At 58.9% G+C, this 11,753-nt stretch carries 10 protein-coding genes and 3 pseudogenes; 9 read left to right on the plus strand and 4 right to left on the minus strand.

What is annotated here, in order from left to right; genetic code table 11:
• Window positions 1-100: pseudogene (locus tag AC1DYF_RS39515) on the minus strand (IS6 family transposase); the annotation flags it as partial.
• 51 nt (window positions 101-151) lie between these two features.
• Here AC1DYF_RS39515 and AC1DYF_RS39520 point away from each other — a divergent pair.
• Window positions 152-280 (plus strand): annotated as a pseudogene (locus tag AC1DYF_RS39520) (transposase domain-containing protein); the annotation flags it as partial.
• 192 nt (window positions 281-472) lie between these two features.
• On the opposite strand, the gene AC1DYF_RS39525 reads toward AC1DYF_RS39520, so the two are convergent.
• Together AC1DYF_RS39525 and AC1DYF_RS39530 are read right to left on the minus strand one after the other, a co-directional pair.
• On the minus strand, window positions 473-1,567 hold the full coding sequence (locus AC1DYF_RS39525; RefSeq protein ID WP_477884311.1) for a nucleotidyltransferase family protein: 1,095 nt from the start codon (window positions 1,565-1,567) through the stop codon (window positions 473-475).
• 144 nt (window positions 1,568-1,711) lie between these two features.
• On the minus strand, window positions 1,712-2,842 hold the full coding sequence (locus AC1DYF_RS39530) for an ROK family protein (RefSeq protein WP_477884313.1): 1,131 nt from the start codon (window positions 2,840-2,842) through the stop codon (window positions 1,712-1,714).
• A gap of 190 nt (window positions 2,843-3,032) precedes the next feature.
• Here AC1DYF_RS39530 and AC1DYF_RS39535 point away from each other — a divergent pair, with 190 nt between their 5' ends.
• The 8 genes from AC1DYF_RS39535 to tnpC all read left to right on the plus strand — a co-directional run bounded on the left by AC1DYF_RS39535 (window position 3,033) and on the right by tnpC (window position 11,417).
• Window positions 3,033-4,319, plus strand: a complete 1,287-nt coding sequence (locus tag AC1DYF_RS39535; protein WP_477884315.1) for a glycoside hydrolase family 30 protein — start codon at window positions 3,033-3,035, stop codon at window positions 4,317-4,319.
• Between the two features lie 53 nt (window positions 4,320-4,372).
• On the plus strand, window positions 4,373-5,635 hold the full coding sequence (locus AC1DYF_RS39540) for an ABC transporter substrate-binding protein (protein WP_477884317.1): 1,263 nt from the start codon (window positions 4,373-4,375) through the stop codon (window positions 5,633-5,635).
• Window positions 5,636-5,699: 64 nt separating this feature from the next.
• Window positions 5,700-6,623: a carbohydrate ABC transporter permease gene (locus AC1DYF_RS39545; RefSeq protein WP_477884319.1), complete on the plus strand. Its 924-nt coding sequence runs from the start codon at window positions 5,700-5,702 to the stop codon at window positions 6,621-6,623.
• Window positions 6,620-7,450 (plus strand): carbohydrate ABC transporter permease, encoded by an 831-nt coding sequence (locus tag AC1DYF_RS39550; protein WP_477884321.1) that lies wholly within the window; start codon window positions 6,620-6,622, stop codon window positions 7,448-7,450. Before AC1DYF_RS39545 ends, AC1DYF_RS39550 begins: the two co-directional genes overlap by 4 nt.
• A gap of 39 nt (window positions 7,451-7,489) precedes the next feature.
• Entirely contained in the window at window positions 7,490-8,497 is a 1,008-nt protein-coding gene (locus AC1DYF_RS39555; RefSeq protein ID WP_477884329.1) for an ABC transporter ATP-binding protein, read from the plus strand.
• A 471-nt stretch (window positions 8,498-8,968) separates the two neighbouring features.
• Window positions 8,969-9,376 carry an IS66-like element accessory protein TnpA gene (tnpA, locus tag AC1DYF_RS39560; protein WP_477884323.1) on the plus strand — a complete coding sequence of 136 codons (408 nt, stop codon included), beginning with the start codon at window positions 8,969-8,971 and terminating at the stop codon, window positions 9,374-9,376.
• Window positions 9,373-9,717, plus strand: a complete 345-nt coding sequence (tnpB, locus tag AC1DYF_RS39565; RefSeq protein ID WP_477884325.1) for an IS66 family insertion sequence element accessory protein TnpB — start codon at window positions 9,373-9,375, stop codon at window positions 9,715-9,717. Before tnpA ends, tnpB begins: the two co-directional genes overlap by 4 nt.
• Before the next feature lie 47 nt (window positions 9,718-9,764).
• Window positions 9,765-11,417 carry an IS66 family transposase gene (tnpC, locus tag AC1DYF_RS39570; RefSeq protein ID WP_477884327.1) on the plus strand — a complete coding sequence of 551 codons (1,653 nt, stop codon included), beginning with the start codon at window positions 9,765-9,767 and terminating at the stop codon, window positions 11,415-11,417.
• Window positions 11,418-11,660: 243 nt separating this feature from the next.
• Here tnpC and AC1DYF_RS39575 read toward each other — a convergent pair.
• Window positions 11,661-11,753 (minus strand): annotated as a pseudogene (locus AC1DYF_RS39575) (IS6 family transposase); the annotation flags it as partial.

Consider the following 11,753-nt stretch of genomic DNA (forward strand, 5'->3'; position numbering starts at 1 on the left):
TCCGCAAGCTGAGAGGGAAACGGAAATAGAGCCACACCGCGTGGGCAATAATTTCAGCGGGAAAGCGATGGCGGCGGTACAGCGGGTCACGGTCTGTCATCGCCCGTCATCTCACATCGATATCCACATTCCGTTAAGTTGACGATGCCCCTGCCGCGCCTCACGCGTCGAGCCGCTCGAATGGTTGCGCCACGTTCTCACCGAACTGCCGCAACGCGCTGTCGATACCGATATCGACGACCTGCTGCCCTTCAACTTCGCCAAAGCCGCTGCCGCCTGATCTGCCCGAAGCGTCTCTGAAAGAGGCTGTCGTTAAAAGGTCGGCGTCACCCTGCCGAGAAATTCGCGCTTACGACATAATTGCCGCGTCCTCTCGCGGCGACGCCTCGAAGCGGATTCGAACTCTCGGCACCGCATTTGCCTTCGCACTTCGAATTAAATCAACTAATTGGCTTTTGAAAAGAAGGATACCCTATTTTCCAAACGGAAGCTCGATGTCTTCCCGGTTTTTCTTTGCCCCGTCGATAAGAACCGTCTTGAATAGCTCGGCATCTTGTGTAGGCAGCATCCCTGCCCCGGTTCGAATACCCTCTTGCCACGCAGGCCCGCGCTCCCATGCTTCATTGTAGACGAGCGCCAATTCGGCAGATCGCCTTGTCTGCTGCAGCGCTTCAAAGAGCAGCGCAGCTTGACGAACGTCCTTCTCGCGCTTCGCCAGCCCCTGCCCGCCAATATGGCGGCGGCTGGCGACTATGAGCTTGTGGACCGCATATCGGGACGGATCAGGGACGACGACTGGGACACCGCTTCGATGGAGCAGCATCGTCCTGACGGGGTCCCGTATGAGGAAGTCGAGAAAGCGTATTGGATCCGCACTGGCGCCACCAAGGGCGGGCATCTTAGCCGGCTGGTCGATGTAGTCATCCGAACCACGGTTCGACGTCAGGAATTCAACCCGGTAGCCCTCGGCATTCTGAAAAGCCGACGAGGCCGCGGACCCGGATCGATGCGGAACTGGCCGGAAGCTGGCGTCGACGCCCTGCAGCAGCTCGACGATCGGAGGCAGACTGTCTTCTACCTCCCGACTGATGGCATAGTCTTGGGCGATGTCCGCATCGCCGGTCAGGATCGCAGCCATGGGAAGGCGGACGCCCAGTAGTCCTGAATAGCACTGAAAGGCCACCGTGCCGATGAGAACGCCCCGGAGCCGAAAAAGACCGCCATCGGCAAGGGCCTCGACGATGTCGCCCGACATCGCGTCAGGGGCGATCATGCCGCCTTCGCGGGTCAGGGTATTTACTAAGCGCCTGCGAGCGCGTAGATCGTCCTTGTCCCGCTTATGATCAGCTACGCGTTGCGCGATATCCGGATCATCAGCCGAACCGACGTAACGACGTTTCGTACCACCATGTCCATCCGGGATATCAAAGTACCAGTACTTGCGCCCCTTGATGGTCGCCGGGGTGAACCGACCTTCCGGAGGGAAATCGGCCGTCCAAGCGGCGTCGAGCGAGCGCTGGCCGAGCTCGGCGAGCATCGTCTGGTACATGAGGTCGATGGACTTCATTAGCTCGACTCCGGCGTTATACTGTTTTTCAAAAACAGCATAACCGGCGAGAGAACGGGGAACAAGATGGGATGTTTTTCTATCGCCTTGATGGGAACCGAACCGTAGACCAACCAACTATTGCCCTACAAAGATGAGAACAAACTACGTCTGGGAAAAGAAACCTTGGACGACCAGCGCAGCTGCGCCTCTGGTCCAGTAGTCACTTTGCCAATCCATGGTGAGCTCTGGCTTTGTCAGAGGAAACTGGCGCTCGAAACCGATGCGGATTGCATCTGTCAGTGGCGCACCGAAGCGAATTGCCTCTCCGCTTACGATCACCAATTCCGGATCGACGAATGCGGCCAGATTTGCAATCCGCTCGCCGATCTCACGGCCAACGCTTTCAAGGAATCCTACTGCGTCCGGATTTGACGCGGCGGCGGCAGTCGCAAGATCAGAGCCGTCTCCAATGCGCTGCCAGGTGTCGATGAGCGCAGGCTCGGAAAAACGCTCGCCCCAACTCGGTTTGTCGGCACCTTCGTGTGGGTCACGGCAAAATCCGATTTCCCCGGCCGCGAAACGTGCGCCTCTGATGATCTGTCCTTCATGGATCAAAGCTGCCCCAAGCCCGGTTCCGACAACGAACACGGCCATGGACCGATGCGTCCGGCCGTGGCCAAACAGTTGCTGCGCGATGGCATAGGCATTGACATCGTTGGCGATCCGAACCGGCACCCCGGTCGCCGATTCCACGATCGATGTGATCGGCAACATGTCCCAACCGAACCGGTGGGATTTCAAGCAAACCCCGCCCTCACTGTCGATCAACCCTGGCAGGCCCAAGCCCATGCCGATCAACTTCCCGCTCCGCTGAGCCTCATCAGGGACCAACTCCATGACAATCTCGCGGCAAGCGGCGGCGACGATGTCCGGTGCCGGTTCCGATATGACGACCGTCGCGGCTCGGATCGGATTGGTTGCCAGGTCCGTCAGAACGGCCTCGATGGAATGAGACATAATTTTCACGCCGATGGAAAGCCGGCTGGCATAGTCGATCTGAAGCGAAATAGGACGCCGCCCACCGGAGCTCTTCTGCTGTGGCCCTTCGTTGATCAGGCCTTCTTCGATCAACTCAGCAACAAGCATGGTGACTGCCGCGCCGGAGAGTCCCGTTGCCTGGGCAAGTTCCACCCGGCTCAACTTACCTTCGCGGCGCAATAGGTCGAGAAGGAAGCGGCCATTAGCCTTTCTTGCGCTGGTCGGGTCGCCTTTTCCGTGCATTGTCATCACCATTCTGATTGCCGTCGATCTCTCACGAATAGCAGGTTTTGCACAATATCAAACTTACTTCATTAAGTTAATTAAGTATTGCAATCGAATCCGACGGCTGCTATAGAACCCTTCAGGAGACGTAAATCGTGGGCGCAAGACGCCAACGGCATTCCGCGGCAGGCCGTTGGCCATGCCGTGCAAGGAGGATCAATTGAAGTTCAAAGTTTCAACCAGCCAGGCTTCCTGGGTGGACGGTGAATGCCGCCCTGCTGAAGGCCATGCCGATCTCACGGCACGCAACGTGCTGACACCGCACTTCCGTGGTTTCGGCGCATGCTTCAACGAGATCGGATGGATCGCCTTGCAGTCGATCGACGAGGTCAAGCGGCAAGCTGTCCTGGAACAGGTCTTCTCGCCTTCCGGCCTTGATTTCCACTACTGCCGCCTTCCGATCGGGGCGAGCGACTATGCAGAATGCTGGTACAGCCACAACGAAACGGATGGCGATTTTGCGATGGAGCATTTCTCCATCGACCGCGACAAACGCCGTCTGCTTCCCTACCTCGAAGCAGCAAGGAAAGCGCACGGCCGCGATTTCGACCTCTTCGCCTCCCCCTGGAGCCCGCCCACATGGCTCAAGGACCGTAAAGCCCATAATCACGGCCGCCTGATTTGGCATGACGCACACCGGAAGGCCTATGCGCTTTATCTTGCCCGGTTCCTGCAGGCATACAAGGCGCTAGGCGTCGATATCGACGCGCTGCACGTCCAGAACGAACCCGATTCCGACCAGAAGTTTCCATCCTGTTGCTGGAGCGGCGAGCGACTGCGCGACTTCATCCGCGATGATTTGGCACCGGTATTCCTGTCCGAAGGGGTAGATGCCGAAATCTGGCTGGGGACGATCGAGCGCGGGAGTTTCAATGACTGGATCGCGCCGACACTGCTGGATCCGGCCACGCGAGACATCATCGGCGGAATAGGCTTCCAATGGGCGGGCAAGGCCGCCGTCCAGCGTACCCGGCAGGCGGCACCAGATTTGCCGATCATTCAGACCGAGAACGAATGCGGCGATGGAAGAAACGAATGGGAATACGCCCATTATGTGTTCGACCTCATCCAGCATTATCTTTCGAACGGCGCGGAAGCCTACGTCTACTGGAACGCGGTGCTCGAAGCGGGCGGCGTGAGCACATGGGGCTGGCAGCAGAACAGTCTCTTCTGCGTCGATCCAGCCACAGGCGGCGTCACCGTCAATCCTGAATACCACCTTATGCGGCACCTCGCGGGCTTTGTCCGCCAGGGATCCTCGGTTCTCGAAACCGTCGGCACATGGGCCGCCCTCGCCATCATGTTTCGCACTGCTGACGGCGACGAAGTCGCAGTACTCCAAAACCCGCTGGCAAGCGAGCGCCACGTTCGCGTCGCGCTCGGCGGTTCGACCTGGGTTGTGCGCTTGCCCCCGAAATCCTTCGCAACCCTGACCAACCGGGCCTGACGGGACGATCCCCGCCAGCCCACACTTGAAGACAAACCCCTGTGGAGGAGAAAATGAAGAGACTGACCCTATCGACGACCGCGCTCGTTCTGGGCCTATTCGGTTTTATCCCGATAGCGCATGCCGAGGTGACGGTGAGAATCCTACGGGCGGAAACGACTCCGGCCGAGAAAGCCTTCAACGAAGAAGTCGCCAAGTCATACGAAGCCAAGCACCCTGGTGTGGACATCGTTTTCGAATACCTGGCGAACGAAGCCTATAAGCAGAAGCTGCCGACCTTGCTTCAATCCGACGCGAAGCCCGACGTGTTCTACAGTTGGGGCGGCGGCGTTCTCAAGGATCAGGCAGCTGCAGGTTTTCTGCAGGACATCAGTGCCCAGATGAACGGCGAATGGGCGAAGTCCCTGTCGCCGGCAGGCGTCAATGCCTTCACCATCGATGGCAAGGTATACGGCGTTCCGATCAACGCGAGCGACGTCGCGTTCTGGGTCAACAAGCCGCTGGCCACGAAAGCAGGCATCGATCCCGCTACGATCAAGACCTGGGACGATTTCCTCGATGCCGTCAAAAAGGCGAAGACCGCCGGGGTTACGCCGATCGTTGTCGGCGGCAAGGACAAGTGGCCGCTGCATTTCTACTACGGTTACCTCGCAGTTCGCGAAGCGGGTCAAAAGGGCTTCGCCGACGCCATGGCAGGCCACGGCGGCGGATTCCACGCAGCAGCCTTCGTAAAGGCAGGCGAGGAGTTCAAGCGCCTCGTCGATCTTCAGCCTTTCCAGGCTGGCTTCATGGACACGACCTTCGAACAGGCGTCAGGAATGTTCGGCGATGGGGGTGCGGTATTCCATCTGATGGGCGATTGGGATTATGCAACTTCGAAGCAGAACTCGGCCAGCGGCAAGGGCATACCGGATTCCGATCTCGCGCTTGTCCGGTTCCCTGCGGTCAAGGACGGTGCAGGCGCACCGACCGACACATTCGGCGGCATCAACGGCTGGGCCGTTGCCACGGGCGCGAAGCCCGAGGCGGTGGATTTCCTGAAGTTCTTCACCAGCAAGGAGATTCAGACCCAATCCGCCGCCAAGGGCTTCTTCATCCCGGTCGCGATCGGGGCAGAGAAGGGACTTACCAATCCGTTCAATGCGCAGATCTCCGCTGCTCTCGGCAAGTCCACTTTCCACCAGGTGTTCCTCGATCAGGCACTCGGAGCGGATGTCGGCGCAACATTCAACGACATGTCCGCAGACCTCGCCCAAGGCAACACGACGCCTGAGGATGCGGCAGCCGCGATCCAGGACGCCTGGGCCAATCGCTGACACTGCGGGCGGCCGAGGCAATGTCCCGGCCGCCCCAAAGTCCCCCAACCTGGAGATCAATGTCATGGAACATGATGTTTCAGTCGGGCCAGCCACGCGCTTTGCGATATGGCCGCGCCTCAGCGATGGCCGGCTTCCCGCCATCTTCGTAATGTTGCCCCCGGCTCTCGTCCTCTTCACGTTATTCGTGATCCTGCCGCTGCTGGACGCTGGCTACTACAGCTTCTTCAAATGGAATGGGTATGGTTCGCCGTCCGAGTTCGTCGGACTGCAGAATTACGCTCAGGTTCTTCATCATCCCATCTTCTACAGATCACTGCTCAACACGGTGATCGTCTTGGCGGTCTCACTCTGTGTGCAAATTCCGATGGCGCTTGGCCTGGCACTGCTGATCTATCGGAAAACCCCAACCAATACTGCGTTTCGATTGATATTCTTCGTGCCTTTCATCCTGGCTGAGATCGCGTCCGGGTTGATTTGGAGTTTCATCTTCGATGGCAAAGTTGGCCTGGCAGCCGGGCTTTTCCGCTACTTGGGGCTGGACCCCATATTCATCCTCGCGGACCAGAACTGGGCGTTCCTTGCGATCACGATCGTCGTTGTGTGGAAATATTTCGGCTTCCATATGATGATCTACATCGCCGCGTTGCAGGGTGTTCCCGAAGAGCTGGTCGAAGCCGCCAAGATAGAGGGTGCGGGTCGGGCGGCAGTCGTCCGCCACGTGCTGGTGCCTCAGATCAAGCCCGCCCTCGTGGTCAGCGGTTTCTTTGCGGTTGTTGGAGCGCTGCAGCTGTTTGACGTCGTGATGCCTTTGACAGGCGGCGGCCCATCCAATTCGACCCATACGATCGTTTCCTATCTCTACAACTTCGGCCTGGTCCGTCTGCGAATTGGTTATGGCAGTGCCGTGGGCGTGCTGTTGTTCCTGGCGGCGGTTGGCGTGGCGGTGCTCTACCAAACGCAACTCAACAAGGAGGTACGTCGATGAATGCGAACCAATATCTGGCACGTGCCGGCCGCTGGGCGGCACTTCTCGCCGCCTCAGCCTTTGTCCTTGTGCCGATGGTTGCCACCTTTCTCGGTGGCTTCAAGACCAATGGAGAACTCAGGGTCAATCCCTTCGGCATCCCGCAGGAGTGGCACTTCGAATTCTACTCGGACCTGGTCGTTGCGCCGCCCTTCTGGCGGTACATGGGCAATTCACTCCTTATCTCCTCGATTACGGTGGTGCTGACTCTGATCGTCGGAGCCGCGGCAGCCTATGTGTTCGCGCAGATCAGATTCTTCGGCGCGCGCTACCTTCAATCCTATCTGCTGCTTGGTCTGGTCTTTCCATTCGCAACGGCCATTCTGCCCCTGTTCATCAAGGTGAGGGACCTCGGACTTCTCGACTCCCCGTGGGCGGTGATCCTGCCGCAGACCGCCTTTGGATTGTCTCTCTCCATCCTGCTGTTCAAGACCTTTTTCGAACAGTTGCCGAAGGAGTTGTTCGAGGCTGCCTATGTGGAGGGATGCGGCTACATCCGGTTCTTCTGGCGATTTACGCTGCCGCTTTCGACACCCATTCTCGCGACGGTCGGCGTGTTCGCATTCGTCTCGAGCTGGAACAACTTCCTGCTGCCGCTGGTGGTCGTCAACTCACGCGACCTGTTCACCTGGCCGCTGGGGATGATGCAGTTCAGGGGAGAGTATCTCGTCGAGTGGAACAGGACCCTGGCGTTCATCACCCTGACGATCCTGCCGTCCATCGCCTTCTTCTTCGCCGCGCAGAAATACATCGTGGCAGGTCTGACCGGAGGAGCGGTCAAGGGTTGATGGTCGAAATGTAAACTTTGCCAATTGGAGGATATCGGCATGACTGACGTGACAATTCGTTCGCTGAACAAGACGTTCGGTGCCCTTGAGATAATCCCGGACCTCAACCTGAATGTGCCACATGGTTCGTTCACGGTTCTTGTGGGGCCATCCGGATGTGGAAAATCAACCCTGCTGAGAATGATCGCCGGACTTGAGCAGCCGACACGCGGCTCCATCTCCATCGGTGGCACCGATGTGACGCATGAGGAACCGTCGAAGCGCGGGATTTCGATGGTGTTTCAATCCTATGCACTCTTCCCGCACATGACGGTCGGACAGAATATCGATTTCGGCATGCGGCTGGCGAAAATGCCGAAGGAGGAGCGGGAGAAGAGAGTGGCCTATGCCGCGGGTGTGCTGAAGCTTGAGAAACTGCTCGATCGCAAGCCCTCGGCATTGTCAGGCGGCCAGCGCCAGCGCGTGGCGATCGGCAGGTCGATCGTCCGCGATCCCAAAGTATTTCTGTTCGACGAGCCTTTGTCGAACCTCGACGCGGCATTGCGCGGGCAAATGCGGGTCGAATTGGCCGAGCTTCATCAAAGGCTGAGAGCGACGATGATCTATGTGACGCACGACCAGGTTGAGGCGATGACACTGGCAGACCAGATCGTCGTCATGAATGCCGGCCGTATCGAACAGATCGGCGATCCGCTGACTCTTTATGAAAAGCCGGAAACCGAATTCGTCGCAACCTTCATTGGCTCGCCTAAAATGAACCTGATCAAGGGAGCCGCTGCGCAGGCGATGGGTGCGACGACGATTGGAGTACGGCCGGAGCATCTGGATGTTGGGGACGCCGGGAAGTGGAGAGCCGCTGTGAGAGTTGTGGAGAAGCTTGGGAACGAAGCGATCGCCTATTTGGATTCGGAAGTTGGCGACCTGACCCTGCGATTGGTCGGGACACCGGCACTGAAGCCGGGCGATCAGTTGAAGATGTCACCAAGGGACGGCCACGTGCATTACTTCGACCAGCAAGGTCGAAGGGTGGCCGGACCCTCCTCCTAGTCCGACCGCCGCGGGCGGCCTCGTCCCGATGACGAGCAAACTGAACAGCGCCTTACATACGCGGACGGGGTCGCTGTTCCGCGCCGAAAGAGGTCAAACATCAATGCTGAATCACATGCCGGTTTACCCCTGTCGCTTCAATTCGCTCAAAAAATTGGCTGTTTAGCAACTGAGCACCAGGGTGATCTTTATTTGGTATTGCGCAACGGCGTAGCCTCAGGCTACGCAGCCCTGGCAAACGATGCTACAGCGAGCAGGTTGCTTGCCGATAATCTTACGTTGTCGGTTATCGTTCCGGGATGAAGCGTAAAGCGACGTACTTCGATCAACGAGTTTTTCTTTTCTTGAGTCCGCAATCGTTGAGAAGCAGGTTCGTGATCGCAGGGGTATAGTTCTGTGTTGCAGCCTCATTTTTCAGCGTAAGCATCCGGCCTGGGCCGCCTTGCGAGAGGGGTCAATTTGTAACTGACTGTGCGTATTGACATCGATAAGGACAGTCAGCGGTTGGCACGGCTTGAGATCATCGACACGGGTCGGCGTCGTCGGTTTAGCAAAGAACTGAAGCTTCAGATCGTTACGGAGAGTTTTTCTGAGCCGGGATTGTGCGCGACGACTGCGCGGCGATACGGGATTTCGCGTTCACAGCTTTATGAGTGGCGCAGGCTTGCCCGGGCAGGAAAACTCGCTGTCGGCGGGTCTGTCGGAGGCTTCGTCCCTGCGTTTGTGCTGCCGGAGCCTGCGATGCCGGTCGAGGCCATGTGGTCGCCGGGCGGACGCATGGAAGTGGTGGTTGCGAACGGGCGTCATGTCATTGTCGATCGAGATGTCGATGTGGAGGCGCTGCTGCGGATTGTCCGCGGCCTGGAGGGATTGCGATGATCCCGATCCCGCCGGGCGTGCGGGTTTGGCTGGCGACAGGCTACACCGATATGCGGCGCGGCTTCCCGTCGCTGGCTTTGCAGGTGCAGGAAGTGTTGAAGCATGACCCTTTGGGCGGGCATTTGTTCTGCTTCAGGGGTCGCGGCGGCGATCTGATAAAATTGATTTGGCATGATGGTCAGGGGGCATGCCTATTTGTGAAAAAATTGGAACGCGGGCGGTTCATCTGGCCTTCTGCGGCCGATGGCGCAGTAGCGATCTCGTCGGCACAGCTTTCTTATCTGTTGTCCGGAATTGACTGGCGTCAGCCGCAGGAAACCTGGCGTCCGACGCGGGTTTGATCCCGTTTTGATATTGAATTTGCTGCGAATTCTGATTCAATGTCGGCATGACATCGCCGCCGTTTGCCCTTCCTTCAGACCTTGCCAGCGCGCACGCCGCGCTGCTGGCCGAACGCGAGGCGCGACTGCAAGCCGAGGCCGATGCGGCCAATGCGAAAGCGAAGCTGTCGAGCACCGAGGCGATAATTGCGCAGTTGCAATTGTTGATCGGAAAGTTGGAGCGCGAGAAGCACGGGCCGCGGCGCGAACGCACCGCACGGCTGATTGATCAACTGGAATTGCAGCTCGAAGAGCTTGTGGCTTCGGCGACAGAGGACGAGCTGGTCGCCGAAGCCGCGGCTGCCAGAACCCAGTCGGTGCGGCCCTTCACGCGCAAGCGGCCGGTGCGCAAGCCTTGGCCGGAGAATGTCGAACGTGAACGGGTCATCATCGCAGCGCCGGCGGTCTGCACTTGTTGCGGCGGCGCGCGGCTAGCCAAGCTGGGCGAGGATATAACCGAAACGCTGGAGGAGATTCCGCGCCGGTTCAAGGTGATCGAGACGGTGCGCGAAAAGTTCACCTGCCGCGATTGCGAGGCCATCAGCCAGTCTCCGGCTCCCTTCCATGCCACGCCGCGCGGCTTTCTCGGCCCCAACCTGCTGGCAACGATTGTGTTCGACAAGTTCGGACAGCACATCCCACTCAATCGTCAGAGCACGCGCTTCAAATGCGAAGACATCGAGCTTTCGACCCAGACGCTGGCCGATCAGGTCGGCCATGTCAGCTTCGCGCTCAAGCCACTCTTCGATCTGATCGAAGCGCACGTGTTTGGGGCCGACCGGCTGCACGGCGACGACACGACGATCCCGATCCTTGCGAAGGGCCAATGCACGACAGGGCGCATCTGGACCTATGTGCGCGACGACCGGCCGTTTGGTGGCCCTGCACCGCCGGCTGCGGTCTTCTACGCCTCCAGCGACCGGCGCGGCACCCATCCGCAAAAACACCTGGCGGAGTTCGGCGGGATACTCCAGGCCGACTGCTATAACGGCTTCAATCCGCTCTTCGACCGGACGAAGAAACAGATGCCGCTCACACCCGCCTTCTGCTTTGCGCATGCGCGCCGGAAGTTCTTCGAATTGGCCGACGTCGCCCGCAACGCCCGACGAGGCAAAAATGCTAAGCCGATCTCTCCCGTCGCCTTGGAGGCGGTCAAACGCATCGATGCGCTCTTTGCCATCGAGCGCGACATCAACGGCATGAGCGCCGACGAACGGCGTTCCGTGCGACAAGACAAGAGCAAGCCCGTTCTGGAGGAAATGGAGCGATGGCTGCAACAGGAGCGGAGCACTCTGTCGCGATCCTCCCCGCTGATCGAGCCGATCAACTACATGCTCTCGCGCTGGGCCGACTTTGCCCGCTATGTCGACGACGGCAGGATTTGCATGACCAACAACGCCGCTGAACGGGCGTTGCGCGGTGTGGCTTGCGGCAGAAAGTCATGGCTCTTCGCTGGTTCCGATCGCGGTGCAGACCGGGCCGCCGTCATGCTCACTCTCATCATCACTGCCCGTCTCAACGACGTCGACCCGAAGCTATGGCTCGCCGACATGCTTGCCCAAATCGCCGACATCCCGACGACACGCTTGCATGAATTGCTCCCATGGGAGTGGAAGGCGCGTCGCCAGGACGACAATCCGGTCAATCAGCAAGCTGCTTGAAGACACCCAGCATCATAAGCTCACTCTCAGCTCCGCGCGAGACTTCAACCCGCGGCCGCTCTCGGATGCTTACTTTTCAGCACCGGTAGAGGCCTACAGAATTCGGACAAGAACTTACGTCCGAGTTGGAGGCTTGGGAGGAGTCTGCTCGCAGATCCGAACGCGGTATAGCTCGAACACTTGCCACGGCATCGTAAACTTAACGGGCACGCGGCAGTCGTAGCCCGCTTGCACTATGACGGTTCATGCCCGAGCGATCTTTGCCCACAGGTTCATTGCCTCTGAACGCAATTCGCGATGATGGCTGGATGAGACGTCGTGTCGGGGGATGTGGAA

Source organism: Rhizobium sp. P2_G9 (assembly GCF_056403475.1).